Source organism: Angustibacter speluncae (assembly GCF_054777815.1).
Window position 1 is genome coordinate 22,473 of record NZ_BAAHAF010000206.1, and the last position, 14,382, is coordinate 36,854.

The window sequence follows — 14,382 nt, forward strand, 5'->3', positions numbered from 1 at the left end:
CGGCCCTCACGCGGGCACGTCGCGCCGCCGGTAGCCGACCACGCCGACCACCGCGAGCGCCACCGCGAGCGCCGACAGCACGAGCAACGGCACCGGGTCGACCGCCTCGGCGGGGTACCGCGGCACCCAGTGCAGCGGCGACCACCACAGGGCGGCGTCGGGCAGGTCGAGCAGGCCGGCGAACAGCCCGACGAGCACCGCCCAGCCCACCGGCACCCAGGCCAGCACCGCCCACCGCGGTGCCGCCCCCACGAGCGCGAGCGCGGCGGCGGCCAGCAGCGCCACCGCCGGCAGGTGCACGAGCGCGGCCAGGACCAGCCGTCCCACCACTGCGGGGTCGTCCTGCACGCCGGCGGCCGTGACGCCCATCGCCGCCCCGCCCGCGACCAGCACGAGCACCGCCCCGCCGAGGGCGACCCCCAGCGCGACGAGCGCGAGCCGCGGCCGGGCCACCGCGGCCGCGAGCAGCAGCTCGACCCGGCCCTCCTGCTCCTGCGACCGCAGCCGCAGCACCGACCCGACCGCGAAACCCGCTGCGCCCAGGGCGATGTAGACCATCAGCGTCGCGAAGAACGAGTCGAGCAGGTCGCTGCCGCCCCCGGCCTGCAGGAACCCCTCCATCGCCGGGTTGGTCTGCACGGCGTCGAGCACCGAGTCGGTGAGCGCGCCGAACGTCGCCCCGGTGAGCGCGACGCCGACCGCCCACCCGGCGAGCGAGCCGCGCTGCAGCCGCACCAGCAGCCCGGCGGGGCCGGCGAGCCGGGGTGACGCCGTGGCGCGCCCGCCCCGGGCGGCCACCAGCCCGGCACCGACGTCGCGCCGGTCGACCAGGCCGAAGGCGAGGGCGACGAGCGCGACGGTGCCGAGCACCGTCAGCAGCAGCGGCCACCAGCGCAGGTCGACGTACACCCGGGTCTGCTGGGCCCAGGCGATGGGCGAGCACCACGACAACGCGCTGCCGGTGGGGTGCAGCACGTCGCCCACGCCACGGACGACCGCCGCCGCGGCCAGCACCGCGAGCGCGGAGCCGGTGGCCGGCCGTGCGTGCGCGGCCACCTGCGCCGTGACCGCCGCGACCGGGCCGAGCAGCAACCCGGTCAGCGCGACCCCGAGCGCGAACGCGACCGAGTCGACGGCGCCCAGGTCGGCAGCGGCGAGCCCGCCCGCGACCACCACGCCCAGCCCGAGGTCGGCGAGCGCGGTGACCGCCAGGGCGGCGGCCAGCGGCGCGTGGCGGCCGACGACGCCGGCGCGGACGAGCTCGGCGCGGCCCTGCTCCTCGTCGGCGCGGGTGTGCCGCACCACCAGCAGCACCGACATGATCGAGGCCACCACCATCACGGTGAGCCCGAGCTCGTTCGCCACCATCGCACCGACGGTGTAGTCGTCGACCCCGAAGCCGGGTCCGCCGAGCATCACGGCCGCGGGGTTCTCCATCAGCGCCGCTCGACCCTGCCTCGAGGCAGCGTCCGGGTACGCGAGCCGCAGCGCGAACACCGAGTACACCGTGAGCAGCCCGGTCGACAGCACCCACACCGGCAGCCGCACCCGGTCGCGGCGCAGCGCGAGCCGCACCAGCGCACCGGTCCCGACGAGGGGGTGGCCCGGCGCCGCGGACGTCCGTGCGGTCGACCGCGGCGGGGCGGCGGTGGTCACGACCCCACCGCGGCGTCGCCGTACTCGCGCAGGAACAGCTCCTCCAGCGACGGCGGCGTCGTGACCAGCGAGCGCAGCCCGAGGTCGCCGAGCGCCCGCATCACCGGGTCGAGGTGGTCGGCCTCGACGTCGAAGGCCACGGCGTGACCGGCCGGGTCGTCCCGGCTGGTCAGGTCGTGCACGCCGTCCATCCCGCCGAGGGCGGACGGGTCGCGGGCCACGACCGCCCGCACCGCGTTGCGCGACAGGTGGCGCAGCTGGTCGAGCGTGCCGCACTGGACGGTGCGGCCGCTGCGCACGATCGTGACGGTGTCGCAGAGCTTCTCGACCTCGGCGAGGATGTGGCTCGACAGCAGCACCGAGCGTCCCTCGGCCGTCGCCTCCCCCACCACCTCGGTGAAGACGTGCTCCATCAGCGGGTCGAGGCCGGACGTCGGCTCGTCGAGCACGAGCAGCTCGACGTCGGCGGCGAGCGCCGCGACCAGCGCGACCTTCTGCCGGTTGCCCTTGGAGTACGTGCGCGCCTTCTTCGTCGGGTCGAGCCCGAACCGCTCCAGCAGCTCGGCGCGACGGCGGGGGTCGGTGCGCCCGCGCAGGCGTCCGAGCAGGTCGATCGCCTCGCCGCCGGTCAGGTTCGGCCACAGCGTGACGTCGCCCGGGACGTACGCGAGCCGGCGGTGCAGCGCCACGGCGTCGTGCCACGGGTCGCCACCGAGGACGCGCACGGTGCCCGAGTCGGGCCGCAGCAGCCCGAGCAGCACCCGGATCGCGGTGGTCTTGCCCGCGCCGTTCGGACCCAGGAAGCCGGTGACGGTGCCCCGCGGCACGCTCAGGTCGAGCCCGTCGAGGGCGCGGACCCGCCCGAAGGACTTCGTCAGGCCGTGCACCTGCACGGCGTCGTCGCTGCTCACGGGGCACCTCCGGCGGCGGTGGGGACCTGCTCGGACGCGAGGTACGCGTCGAGGAACGAGGAGTCGGCCAGCAGGCCCTCGGTGTAGAGCTCGAGGGCGGGCAGCGTGGTCTCGGCGGCCAGCGCGCGCAGCGTCTGCGCGACGTCGTCGCCGCTGGTGCGCAGGTGCATCAGCAGCATGCCGGTGCTCGACAGCACCAGGAACCGGGCCCGGCGGTCCGGGTCGCGGCTGGGCCGCACCGTCCCGTTCGCCACGCCCTCGGCCAGGTACGCGCGGGCGTCGTCGACCATGTGCGCGAGGAAGTCGCGGGCGGCCCCGTCGCCCGAGGCCAGCGACTGCGCCACGTAGGCCGCGGCGGGCGCGTAGTCGTCGACGGCCGCGAGCGCGGCGAGCAGCCCGCCCGGCCCGGCGGGCGAGATCGCCTCGGCCTTGCTCTCGCGCACCAGCGCGAGGACGTGCTCGTCGCAGACCCGCCGCAACCCGTCCTTGGAGCCGAAGTGGTGCACGATCAGCGCGGCGCTGACGCCGGCCTGCGCGGCCACCGCCCGCAGCGGCACGCCGAAGCCGTCCTGCCCGAAGAGCCGCACGGCCGCATCGCGGACCCGGGCCCGGGCGGTGAGGTCCTCGGCTGAACCCATGGTCAGGATGCTAAACACATGTTCAGTCGGGTGGCAAGGCCGACCGCGACGACGGAGCCGGTGGAGCTACTCGACCAGGCCGAGGGCGGCGAAGGCGTCGGCCAGCGGGCCCTCGACGTGCACGCCGACCTGCCCGTCGGTGACCCGGGTGACCTGCTGGGTGCGACCGTCCGCGGCGCGGTAGAAGACCTGCGGCGAGACGGGGCCGGGCTGGGCGTCGTGCTCGCCCGCCGCGAGGCGCACCAGCGTCTGCAGCGCGGGCACCACCCCCACGCCGCCGAGGACGTGCACGGCGAGCAGGTGCCGGTTCGGCACCGCGAGCAGCACCCCGTGCCGGGGCCGCTCGATCCCGATGCCCGCGAGCACCTCGTCGAGCAGCAGCACCCGCGAGGCGCCGAAGAAGTCGTCCGTGGCGAGCAGGTGCACGACGGCGTCCGACCGCGAGGGGTCGGCGTCGATCGTGTCGTGGTGCGGCGCCGGCAGGCGGCGCAGGTTGGCGAACGCGACGTCGCGCACGGCGTCCCAGCCGCCGAGCGCGTCGACCCGCTCGTCCGACAGCAGCTCGCTCACGTGCGTCGGGTAGTCCAGGGCCGCGACGGCGAGGACGCCCGGCAGCGGCTCCGGCGCGTAGGAGGGGCGGCCGACGTCGAGCGAGGCGAGCGGGCGCAGCTTGGGCAGCAGCAGCGGCCGCGCCTCCTCCAGCGTCGTCGGCTCGGCCGTGGCGTGCGCCTCGATCATCGTCGTGACGTGCCGCTCGACCGCCGCGGGCCACTGCCGTCGCGGCAGCTGGGCGACGACCGCCGCCAGGTTGCCCAGCCCGTGCACGATGCCGTCGCCGACCAGCACGCCCTCGCCGTCCGGGACGGTCTCGCGGCCGTGCTCGGCGAAGGTGCGGCGCGCGAGCGCGACCAGCGCCGCGGCGTCGTCGCGCGAGAGCACGGGGAGGACGGGGTCGGGATCGGTAGGCGGACCCGGTACGCCGTCGTCCCCGGCGGCACCGCGCCGGCGGAACCACCGCACGACCGCCACCTCCGACCCGTCCGCACCGCCGCTCCTCGCGCGGCGGGCACCGTCCCATCGTGCCACGCTGGCCGGGTGCCGGAGGGTGATGTCGTGCTGCGGACGGCGCGGCGCCTGCACGCCGCGCTGGCGGGGCAGGTGCTGGTGCGCTGCGACCTGCGCTGGCCCAGTCTCGCGACCGCCGACCTCGCGGGGCGCTCCGTGCTCGAGGTGGTCAGCGCCGGCAAGCACCTGCTGCTGCGCGTCGACGGCGACCCGGGTCTGACGCTCCACAGCCACCTGCGGATGGAGGGCTCGTGGCGCGTCCAGCCCGCCGACCGCCCCGTCGCGTCGAACCCCGGCGTGCGCGCCGTGCTCGGCACCGACCGGTGGACGGCCGTCGGGCTGCGGCTCGGGCTGCTCGAGCTGCTGCGCACCTCGGCCGAGCACACCGTCGTCGGGCACCTCGGGCCGGACCTGCTCGACCCCGGCCTCGACCACGACGTCGCCGCCGCCCGGCTGGCCGCCGACCCGGAGCGCACGGTCGGCGAGGCGCTGCTCGACCAGCGCGTCGTGGCGGGCGTCGGCACGATGTTCATGGCCGAGTCGCTGTTCGTCCTCGGCGTCACGCCGTGGACCCCGGTGCGCGAGGTCGAGGTCTCCCACGGCACCCGCAAGGTCGTCGACCTCGCGGTGCGGATGATGTCGGCCAACGTCGACCGCGCCGTGCAGTCGACGACCGGCGACCTGCGGCCAGGGCAGGAGGTCTACGTGCACGCGCGCTCCGGTCGCCCGTGCCGCCGGTGCGGCACCCCGGTGCGGGTCGCACCCCTGGGGCCGCCCCCGCAGGACCGCACCGCGTTCTACTGCCCGCACTGCCAGCACGGGCCCACGCCCACCGACGACGGCCGACCGCAGTCGCCCCTCGGGGCCTCGCGCGGTTCGCCGAACCGACGCCGGCGCGGGTACCAGGCCTACCGGCGGCGTTGACCGCCTGGAGGCCGGGCGCCGGTCGCCACCAGGTCGTCGAGGGAGATCAGCACCCGCTCGAGCGCGAACGCCCAGGCCCGGTCCGGGTCGTAGGCCGACCCCTGCGCCGCCCCGACGGCCGTGCCGATGCGGGTGGCCAACGGGTACGCCGCGGGGTCGAGCACCTCGGCCAGCACAGGCCCCGCGGCCGCCCACCACTGCCGCTCGTCCAGGCCGGAGCCGGCCCGGGTGGCCTCGGCGTCCTGCTCCGCCAGGGCGAGCGCGCGCACCACGCCGAGCACGAGGGTGAGCGCGGCGTCGGTGTCGGCGTCGTCGAGGCCCGCACCGGCGAACGCGCCGAGCTCGTGCTCGTACTTGGCCATCAGGCCGGGGCCGAGGGCGGGACGGGTGGACGGCAGCCGGGCCACCCACGGGTGGGTGCGCAGCAGGTCGCGGTTCGCCTCGGCGACCCGTCGCACCCGCGTCCGCCAGCCGGCCCTCCCCCACGGCGGCCGCGGCATCGCGAGCTGGACCCGGTCGACCATCAGGTCGAGCAGGTCGGCCCGCCCGGGCACGTACCCGTACAGCGTCATCGGCGCCACACCCAGGTCGGCGGCGAGCCGGCGCACGGTGACCGCGTCGAGACCCTCGGCGTCGGCGAGCCCCACGGCCGCGTCGACGACGCTGTCCAGGTCGAGCCCCGGGCGCGGGCCGCGCCGGCCGGTCGGCGCGGCGTGGCCCCACAGCAGGCGTACGGAGCGGGCGGGATCGACCTCGGGCACGTTGACACCGTACATCGTACGGCGTACGTTGCTCTCCGTACACCGTACGGTCTTCCGGGAGGTCCTGTGCACGTCACGGCGTCCGCGCTCTCGCTCAACGTCGCCGACCCCCTCGCGTCGGCCGCGTTCGTCCGCGCCCACCTCGGCTTCGAGATCGAGATGGAGGCCGACGGGTTCGTCGCGCTGCGACGTGACGACGTGGGGTTCCGGCTCGTCTACCTGCGTACCGGGCTCGGGTCGTTCACGCCGGCCGCGGCGGCCGGCCACGCCGACGGCGTGCTGATCGCGTTCGTCGTCGACGACCTCGACGCGCAGGCCGAGCGGCTGGTGGCGGAGGGCGTCGAGCTCACCACTCCCCCGACGACCGAGCCGTGGGGGGAGCGCTACCTGCAGGTCACCGACCCGAACGGCGTGGTGCTGCAGCTGGTCACGTGGGTGGAGGCGCCGCCTCAGGACGTGCTGCCGTAGGGCCGGCCGGGCGAGCGCTCAGCCGACGCCGAGCAGGTCGGGCGCGGCGTCGCCGGAGAAGTCGTCGAAGTCGTCCGGCAGCTCGTCGGGGAAGGTCGCGATCGCCTCGGCGGTGTCGGGGACGACGAGCCCCTCGGCGACGGCCACCCGCTCGGTGACCTCGCGGAGCACGGCCGACATCGGCACGTCGAGCGCGCCGCAGATCGAGGCGAGCAGCTCGGACGAGGCCTCCTTCTGGCCCCGCTCGACCTCGGAGAGGTAGCCGAGCGACACGCGGGCACGACCGGAGACCTGGCGCAGCGTGCGGCCCTGCCGCTGGCGCGCGCCACGCAGGACGTCGCCGATCTCGCGTCGGAGCACGACCACGGGGCGACCTCCTTCCTGCGTGCTGGCCGGGCGGGGTGCTGCGGGCGTGGTGCCCGGGCGGCCCCGGCCGGCTGCCGGACCGAGTACGGACACGGTACCGGGCGGCACCGACAGCCGCCCGGGGGTCGTGGTGGGACGCCCCGGACGGACCACCGTCCGCCGGGCGCCGCGGATGCTCGCGCCGTCCTGCATGCCCTGTCCAACCCCCGGGCGCGCGGTGGTGTTCCGGGGTCCGTCCGCCGTCCCGCCCCCCCGGACGCGGACGGACCCCGCACCCGGGGTGGGTGCGGGGTCCGCCGGAGGGGTCAGGACGTCACGGACGCCCGTACTTCAGGGTGTACGAGCCCGAGCCGGTGTAGCTCAGCACGACCCAGCGGTAGGTGCCCGCGGTGCCGTTGTAGGTCACGTTCTCGGTCGAGGTGGACCCGATGCCCTGGGCCACGGTCGACCAGCTGCTGCCGTTCGACTTCTGCAGGTAGAGGTCGAAGTCGGTGCCCGACGGGCCGGTGAGGCAGCCGGTGTGGGCGCCGGACGCGGACGTGGTGTAGCTCGCGCCGACGACCTGGGCACCGCTGCTCAGCGAGCCGCTGGTGGTGGTGCTGCACGTGGTGGGCGTCGGCGTCGTGCCGCCGCCACCGGTGAGCAGCGAGTACAGCAGGCGGTTCGGCGAGCCCGAGCCGGCGTTGGTGACCTTGCCCGTGGTGGCGGTGCTGGTGATCGCGTTGGTCACCGTGGCCGCGGACGCGGTCGGGTTGCCCTGCAGGTACAGGGCGGCCACGCCGGCGACGTGCGGCGAGGCCATCGAGGTGCCGGAGATGGTGTTCGTCGCGGACGTCGAGGTGTACCAGGCGGAGGTGATGTTGCTGCCGGGCGCGAACACGTCGACGCAGGAGCCGTAGTTCGAGAACGACGACCGCGCGTCGGTGTTCGTGGTCGAGCCGACCGTGATCGCGGAGGGGGCGCGCGCCGGGGAGACGTTGCACGCGTTCTGGTTCTCGTTGCCCGCCGCCACGGCGACGGTCACGCCGGCGGAGGTCATCCGCGCGATCGCGGAGTCGACCGCGGTCGAGGCGCCGCCGCCCAGGGACATGTTGGCCACCGACGCGCCGGAGCGGTTGGCGGTCACCCAGTCCATGCCGGCGATGACGCCGGCGTTGGTGCCGGAGCCCGCGCAGTCGAGGACCCGGACGGGGATCAGCGTCACGCCCTTGGCGACGCCGTAGGTGCTGCCGCCGACGGTGCCGGCGACGTGGGTGCCGTGGCCGTTGCAGTCGGTGGTGCCGCGGCCGTCGTTGATGGCGGAGTAGCCCGCGGCCGTGCGGCCGCTGAACTGGCTGTGGGAGGTGAGGATGCCGGTGTCGATGATGTAGGCCTTCACCCCGGCGCCGGTCGGCGTGTAGGTGTAGGTGCCGTTCAGCGGAAGGTCGCGCTGGTCGATGCGGTCCAGGCCCCAGGTGGCGCCGGTCTGGGTGGTGCTGATGCTGACCTTCTGGTCCTGCTCGACGTAGGCCACCGAGGGGTCCTGGCGGACCTTCTCGAGCGTGGCCGCGTCCATCCGGGCCGCGTAGCCCTTCAGGGAGGTGAACGTCCGGTCGACCTTGGCGCCGTTGGCGCCGGCGCGCTGCGTGGCGTCCTTGGCGCTGGAGGTGGACACCCGGTCCTGGAGCATGACGATGTAGCTGCCCTCGATCGCCGACGATCCGTCGGCGGTGGCGAGCGGCGCGAGCGTCGGCTGCGCGGCGGTAGCCGACTGAGCCATCGCCCCGGTGAGGGCGGCGGCGGCGAGCACCGACAGTGCCACCACGCCCTGACGCGCTGAGCTGATCACGAACGGTCTCCCTACGTCCGCCGGCTCCCCCGAGACCCCGTGGTCTCTCCGGCCCGACGGAACCTAGCCGCGCGCGTGTCCGATCTGAGCTGTTGGCGCCGAAACGTAGGGAAAACCCTCGCACCCGCGAGGGTGCCGGTGACGGTGCGTGACACCGACCACCGCACGGCCCAGACGGGGGCTGGTTGACGCGACGCGCTGTGCGCGCTCAGGCCGGCAGGTGCGCGCGGACCAGCCGCAGGGCGTGCGCGACGGTGGCGGCGCGCACCTGGGCGCGGTCGCCGTCGAGGTCGAGGCGCACGACCTCGGTGGGTGCGTCGGGGCCGGCGACCGCCACGAACACGCGGCCGGCCGGGACGCCGTCGGCGGGACCGGGACCGGCGACGCCCGTGGTCGACACGGCGAGGTCGGCGCCGAGCGCCCTGCGCGCGCCCTCGGCCATCGCGACCGCGACCGGCGCGCTGACCGCGCCGAGGTCGGCCAGCACGCCCGCGTCGACGCCGAGCAGGTGCGCCTTCACCTCGTCGGTGTACGACACGACCCCGCCCCGCAGCACGGCCGAGACGCCGGGCACGCAGGCGAGGGTGGACGCCACGAGCCCGGCGGTCAGCGACTCGGCGGTGCCCAGCGTCGTGCCGGAGGCCACCGCGCGGCCGACGACCTCGCGGGCGAGGTCGTCGAGGTCGTCGACGTCGGAGACGGAGGCGGAGGTGGGCACGGCGGGACGGGTCAGGGGGTGGGGCCGGGCTGCTCGCGGGCCTCGCGGGCGGCCTGCTTGTCGGCCGTGCGCTGCGAGCCGCGGCGCATCGTGACCGCCTGCAGCACGTAGTCGACGCCGGTGACCAGGGTGACGGCGACCGCGGCCAGCATCACGACCCAGCCGACCACCACGGCCCAGGTGCCGAGCCAGATCTCGGTCGGGAACAGGAAGAAGCCGAGCGCGATCGACTGCAGCACCGTCTTGAGCTTGCCGCCGCGGCCGGCGGGCATGACGCCGTGCCGGATGACGACGAACCGCATCAGGGTGATGCCGAGCTCGCGGCCGAGGACCAGGACCGTCACCCACCACGGCAGCAGCCCCAGCACCGACAGCAGCACCATCGTCGTACCGACCAGCGCCTTGTCGGCGATCGGGTCGGCGACCTTGCCGAAGTCGGTGACCAGGTTGCGCCGGCGGGCGATCTCGCCGTCGACGCGGTCGGTGGCGATGGCCAGCACGAACACCGCGAGCGCACCCAGGCGCCACCACGGGTCGGTGCCGGCGTCGTGCACGAGCAGCACGGCGAGCACCGGGACGAGCAGGATGCGGGCGACCGTCAACGCGTTCGGCAGGTTCCAGTTGCTCGGCGCGGGAGCGGACGCGGCGGCGGCCGGCACGCCGGTCACGAGCGGCGCCCCGCCCCGGACGCGCTGCCGCCCACCGGCTCGGCGACCAGGTCGACGCCCTCGCTCGCCACGACCACGGCGTCGAGCAGGTCGCCGACGGCGGCGTCGGCGGGCGCGCCGGAGCGGTCGACCAGGCGGGTGGTGCCGTCGACGTCGGGGCCCTGGTGCTCGGCGCGGCCCCACGGGCCGTCCTCGTCGACCTCCTCGACCAGGACGCGGAGCCGCTCCCCCACCCGCTCCTCGGCGCGCTGGGCGACGAGCTCGGTGACCAGGTCGGTCGTGACGGCGAGCCGGCGCGCCACCTCGGCCTCGTCGACCTTGCCGTCGAGGTCGGCGGCCTCGGTGCCGTCCTCGTCGGAGTACCCGAACGCGCCGACGACGTCGAGGCGCGCCCGTTCGAGGAAGTCGTGCAGGTCGGCGAGGTCGTCGTCGGTCTCGCCCGGGAAGCCGACGATGACGTTCGACCGGATGCCGGCGGTGGGCACGAGCGCGCGCACCCGCTCGACCAGCTCGAGGAACGGCTCGGTGCCGCCGAACCGGCGCATCCGGCGCAGCACGGCCGGCGCGCTGTGCTGGAAGGACAGGTCGAAGTACGGGACGACCCCCTCGGTCTGCGCGATCGCCTCGAGCAGACCCGGCCGCACCTCGGCCGGTTGCAGGTACGACACCCGCACCCGGTCGATGCCCTCGACGGCCGACAGCTCGGGCAGCAGGGTCTCGAGCAGCCGGATGTCGCCGAGGTCCTTGCCGTAGGAGGTGGAGTTCTCGCTGACGAGGAACACCTCGCGCACGCCCTGACCGGCGAGCCAGCGCGCCTCGTCGAGCACCTCGGCCGGGCGCCGCGACAGGAACGAGCCGCGGAACATGGGGATCGCGCAGAACGTGCAGCGCCGGTCGCAGCCGGAGGCGAGCTTGAGCGGGGCCCAGGGACGACCGTCCAGCCGGCGACGCACCACCCGCGGCCCGGACGACGGCGCGAGACCCGAGGGCAGGTCGGGGGCGCTCGCGTGGCCGGGGACGGCGACCGCGGACGAGGCGTCCTGGCGCGAGGCCGGGCTGAGCGGCAGGAGGGTGCGCCGGTCGCGCGGGACGTGCGAGGCCGGGCGCTCGCCGTGCAGCACCGCCTCCAGGTGGCCGGACAGGTCGGCGTAGGAGTCGAACCCGAGCACCGCGTCGGCCTCGGGCAGCTGGTCGGCGAGCTCGGTGCCGTAGCGCTCGGCCAGGCACCCCACCGCGACGACCGCCCGGGTGCGGCCGCCGTCCTTGAGGTCGGACGCCTCGAGCAGCGCGTCGATCGAGTCCTTCTTGGCCTGCTCGACGAACCCGCAGGTGTTCACCACGGCGACGTCGGCGGCCGCGGCGTCGTCGACGAGGGTCCAGCCCGCGTCCGCGAGGCGTCCGGCGAGCTCCTCGGAGTCGACCTCGTTGCGCACGCAGCCCAGGGTGACCAGGGCCACCGAGCGGGACGCCGGAGCGGCGTCGGTGGCGGGCGCGGAGGGGGACGGCACGGTCCCCCACCCTACGCGAGCGCCGGGGCCACCCCGCCCGCCGTCACCGCCCGCCGTCACCGCCCGCCGTCACCGGCCGGTGAGGCTCCAGGCGTCCTCGTCCTCGTCGTCGTCCGGTGCGCCGTACTGCGCCTCGACCGGGTCGCCCGCGTACCGGTCGTCGCCCGGCCCCTCGTCCCCGCCGGCGCCGGCCGGGGCGTCCTGGTCGAACGCGTCCTCGGCGTCGGAGGGCGGGTCGTCGCCGCGCAGCAGCGCGAGCGTGGTGGGCAGGTCGTCGGGCTTGACCAGCACGTCGCGCGCCTTGGAGCCCTCGGACGGACCGACCACGCCGCGCGACTCCAGCAGGTCCATCAGCCGGCCGGCCTTGGCGAACCCGACCCGCAGCTTGCGCTGCAGCATCGACGTCGAACCGAACTGCGTCGTGACGACCAGCTCGGTGGCCTGCAGCAGCAGCTCGAGGTCGTCGCCGATGTCGTCGTCGATCTGCTTGCTCGGTGCCTGGACGGCGACGTCGTCGCGGTAGACCGGCTGCAGCTGGCCCTTCACGTGGTCGACGGCTGCCTTGACCTCGGTCTCGGTCACCCAGGCGCCCTGCACGCGCATCGTCTTCGACGCGCCCATCGGCAGGAACAGCGCGTCGCCCTGGCCGATCAGCTTCTCCGCACCGGGCTGGTCGAGCACGACGCGCGAGTCGGCGAGCGAGGAGGTCGCGAACGCCATCCGGGACGGGACGTTGGCCTTGATCAGGCCGGTGACGACGTCGACGGACGGGCGCTGGGTCGCGAGCACCAGGTGGATGCCGGCGGCGCGGGCGAGCTGGGTGATGCGCACGATCGAGTCCTCGACGTCGCGCGGCGCCACCATCATCAGGTCGGCGAGCTCGTCGACGATGACCAGCAGGTACGGGTACGGCGCGATCCGCCGCTCCGAGCCCGGCAGCGGCTGCACCTTGCCGGCGCGCACCGCCTTGTTGAAGTCGTCGACGTGCTTGAACCCGAACGTCGCGAGGTCGTCGTAGCGGGTGTCCATCTCGCGGACGACCCACTGCAGCGCCTCGGCCGCCTTCTTCGGGCTCGTGATGATCGGCGTGATCAGGTGCGGGATGCCCTCGTAGCCGGTGAGCTCGACCCGCTTCGGGTCGACCAGGATCATCCGCACCTCGTCGGGCGTGGCCCGCATCAGGATCGAGACGATCATCGAGTTCACGAACGAGGACTTGCCCGCGCCGGTGGCGCCGGCCACCAGGAGGTGCGGCATCTTCGCCAGGTTGGCCACCACGTAGCCGCCCTCGACGTCCTTGCCGACGCCCATCAGCATCGGGTGCTCGTTGCGGCGGGCCGCCTGCGAGCGCAGCACGTCGCCGAGCGAGACGGTCTCGCGGTCGGCGTTCGGGATCTCGATGCCGATCGCGGACTTGCCCGGGATCGGCGACAGGATGCGGACGTCGGCGCTCGCGACGGCGTAGGCGATGTTCTTCGACAGCGCGGTGACGCGCTCGACCTTGACGCCGTGGCCGAGCTCGACCTCGTACCGGGTGACCGTCGGCCCGCGGCTGAAGCCCGTGACCTGCGCGTCGATGTCGAACGACTCGAGCACGCCGGTGAGGGCGTCGACGACGCGGTCGTTGGCGGCCGAGCGCGTCTTGTGCGGCGTGCCGGCGGCCAGCACCTCGTTGGGCGGGAGCGAGTAGGTGACGTCGCCGGCGAGCAGCAGCTGCTCGGTGCGCTCGGGCAGCGGCTGGTGCGGCGGCGGCTCGAGGGCGGCCTGCTCGTGCCGGTCGACCGCCTGCTTGCGCTCGGCGCCGACCTGGCCGGGCACCACCAGACCGGGCACGGGCCGCTTCTCGCCGGGGCGCGGCCCAGGGACGGTCGGGGTCGCGTCGGGGCCGGCGCCCGCTGCCTCGTCGTCGACCGGCGCCGCGGGCTCGGCCGGCCGCTTGGGACCGGTGAGGCGCCGGCCGCGGCCGGGCACCACTTCGACCGGGGTCTCGAACGCCTCGTCGCCCTCGAGCCGGCGGGCGCGCCGGCCGCGCCTGACGGCGGGGTCGCGGGAGTCGTCGGGGAAGTCGCGCCCGTCGTCGTCACCGTCCTGCTCGGCCGCGGGGTGCAGGGTGAGCCGGTGGTACAGCGCGCGCAGCCGCGCCGGGATCGCGTGCACCGGCGTCGCCGTGATGACCAGGACCGCGAAGAACGCGAGCAGCGACAGCAGCGGGACGGTCGCCCACACGGTCACCGCGGCCTCGAGCGGCGAGGCGACGAGGTAGCCGATGATGCCGCCGCCCTCGCGCATCCGGTCGGCGCCGTCGGGCGGCGCGGGGATGCCCGTCGCCACGTGCACCAGGCCGGCGGTGGCCACCAGCAGCGCGGTCGTGCCGATGCCCATCCGCCCGTTGGCGGCAGCCAGGTCGGGGCGGCGCATCAGCCGCAGCCCGAACAGCAGCAGGACCAGCGGCAGCACCAGCGAGACCCGTCCGACGGTGCCCGCGACGACCGCGTGCACGACGTCGCCGAACCGGCCCTGCACGCCCCACCACTCCACCGTCGCGACCACGATCGCGAGCGCGAGCAGGGTGAAGCCGAGGCCGTCGCGGCGCAGCTCCGGGTCGAGCTCGGAGGTCGAGGTGCCGATGCGCCGGGCGGTGCCCCCCACCAGGTGCGCGGTGCCCATGAACAGGCCCCTGGCCGCGCGGACCGGCAGCGGGCTGCCCTTGGGCGCGCGGGGAGGAGGTGCCTGCTTGCGTCCGGTCGGCCGGGTGGAGCCCTTCGAGCCGGCAGCGGCCCGCGTCGTCCCTCGGCCGGCGGAGCGTACGGGGGAAGACGTACGGGTCGCCATGATCGGCAGGCTAGTGGCATCTCCCACCGTTCACACGCG

At 75.4% G+C, this 14,382-nt stretch carries 13 protein-coding genes; 2 read left to right on the forward strand and 11 right to left on the reverse strand.

What is annotated here, in order from left to right; all coding sequences use genetic code 11:
- Positions 1 to 6 precede the first annotated feature (6 nt).
- The 4 genes from ACYVKY_RS21990 to ACYVKY_RS22005 form a co-directional block, all read right to left on the reverse strand.
- Positions 7 to 1,656, reverse strand: a complete 1,650-nt coding sequence (locus tag ACYVKY_RS21990) for an ABC transporter permease (RefSeq protein WP_460437121.1) — start codon at positions 1,654 to 1,656, stop codon at positions 7 to 9.
- On the reverse strand, positions 1,653 to 2,567 hold the full coding sequence (locus ACYVKY_RS21995) for an ABC transporter ATP-binding protein (RefSeq protein ID WP_460437122.1): 915 nt from the start codon (positions 2,565 to 2,567) through the stop codon (positions 1,653 to 1,655). The genes ACYVKY_RS21990 and ACYVKY_RS21995 overlap by 4 nt, the downstream gene beginning before the upstream one ends.
- On the reverse strand, positions 2,564 to 3,205 hold the full coding sequence (locus ACYVKY_RS22000) for a TetR/AcrR family transcriptional regulator (RefSeq protein ID WP_460437123.1): 642 nt from the start codon (positions 3,203 to 3,205) through the stop codon (positions 2,564 to 2,566). The genes ACYVKY_RS21995 and ACYVKY_RS22000 overlap by 4 nt, the downstream gene beginning before the upstream one ends.
- 66 nt (positions 3,206 to 3,271) lie before the next feature.
- The gene (locus tag ACYVKY_RS22005) at positions 3,272 to 4,234 is read right to left on the reverse strand and encodes a DUF1444 domain-containing protein (protein WP_460437124.1); all 963 of its coding nucleotides are present in this window, start codon (positions 4,232 to 4,234) and stop codon (positions 3,272 to 3,274) included.
- A gap of 66 nt (positions 4,235 to 4,300) precedes the next feature.
- Between ACYVKY_RS22005 and ACYVKY_RS22010 the strand changes: the two genes are divergently transcribed.
- Positions 4,301 to 5,194: a DNA-formamidopyrimidine glycosylase family protein gene (locus ACYVKY_RS22010; RefSeq protein WP_460437125.1), complete on the forward strand. Its 894-nt coding sequence runs from the start codon at positions 4,301 to 4,303 to the stop codon at positions 5,192 to 5,194.
- Here the strand turns inward: ACYVKY_RS22010 and ACYVKY_RS22015 are convergent.
- Positions 5,179 to 5,955, reverse strand: coding sequence for a TetR/AcrR family transcriptional regulator C-terminal domain-containing protein (locus tag ACYVKY_RS22015; RefSeq protein ID WP_460437126.1), 777 nt, complete (start codon positions 5,953 to 5,955; stop codon positions 5,179 to 5,181). The genes ACYVKY_RS22010 and ACYVKY_RS22015 overlap by 16 nt on opposite strands.
- Before the next feature lie 66 nt (positions 5,956 to 6,021).
- Between ACYVKY_RS22015 and ACYVKY_RS22020 the strand changes: the two genes are divergently transcribed.
- On the forward strand, positions 6,022 to 6,423 hold the full coding sequence (locus ACYVKY_RS22020) for a VOC family protein (protein ID WP_460437127.1): 402 nt from the start codon (positions 6,022 to 6,024) through the stop codon (positions 6,421 to 6,423).
- Positions 6,424 to 6,441: 18 nt separating this feature from the next.
- On the opposite strand, the gene ACYVKY_RS22025 is transcribed toward ACYVKY_RS22020, so the two are convergent.
- The 6 genes from ACYVKY_RS22025 to ACYVKY_RS22050 form a co-directional block, all read right to left on the reverse strand.
- Complete coding sequence (locus ACYVKY_RS22025) at positions 6,442 to 6,903, reverse strand: helix-turn-helix domain-containing protein (RefSeq protein ID WP_460437148.1); 462 nt, start codon at positions 6,901 to 6,903, stop codon at positions 6,442 to 6,444.
- 199 nt (positions 6,904 to 7,102) lie between these two features.
- On the reverse strand, positions 7,103 to 8,593 hold the full coding sequence (locus ACYVKY_RS22030) for a S8 family peptidase (protein ID WP_460437128.1): 1,491 nt from the start codon (positions 8,591 to 8,593) through the stop codon (positions 7,103 to 7,105).
- A gap of 232 nt (positions 8,594 to 8,825) precedes the next feature.
- Positions 8,826 to 9,335, reverse strand: a complete 510-nt coding sequence (locus ACYVKY_RS22035) for a CinA family protein (protein WP_460437129.1) — start codon at positions 9,333 to 9,335, stop codon at positions 8,826 to 8,828.
- An 11-nt stretch (positions 9,336 to 9,346) separates the two neighbouring features.
- Positions 9,347 to 10,003 (reverse strand): CDP-alcohol phosphatidyltransferase family protein, encoded by a 657-nt coding sequence (gene pgsA, locus ACYVKY_RS22040; RefSeq protein ID WP_460437130.1) that lies wholly within the window; start codon positions 10,001 to 10,003, stop codon positions 9,347 to 9,349.
- On the reverse strand, positions 10,000 to 11,511 hold the full coding sequence (rimO, locus tag ACYVKY_RS22045) for a MiaB/RimO family radical SAM methylthiotransferase (protein ID WP_460437131.1): 1,512 nt from the start codon (positions 11,509 to 11,511) through the stop codon (positions 10,000 to 10,002). Before rimO ends, pgsA begins: the two co-directional genes overlap by 4 nt.
- 69 nt (positions 11,512 to 11,580) lie before the next feature.
- The gene (locus ACYVKY_RS22050) at positions 11,581 to 14,343 is read right to left on the reverse strand and encodes a DNA translocase FtsK (RefSeq protein ID WP_460437132.1); all 2,763 of its coding nucleotides are present in this window, start codon (positions 14,341 to 14,343) and stop codon (positions 11,581 to 11,583) included.
- Positions 14,344 to 14,382: the final 39 nt, after the last annotated feature.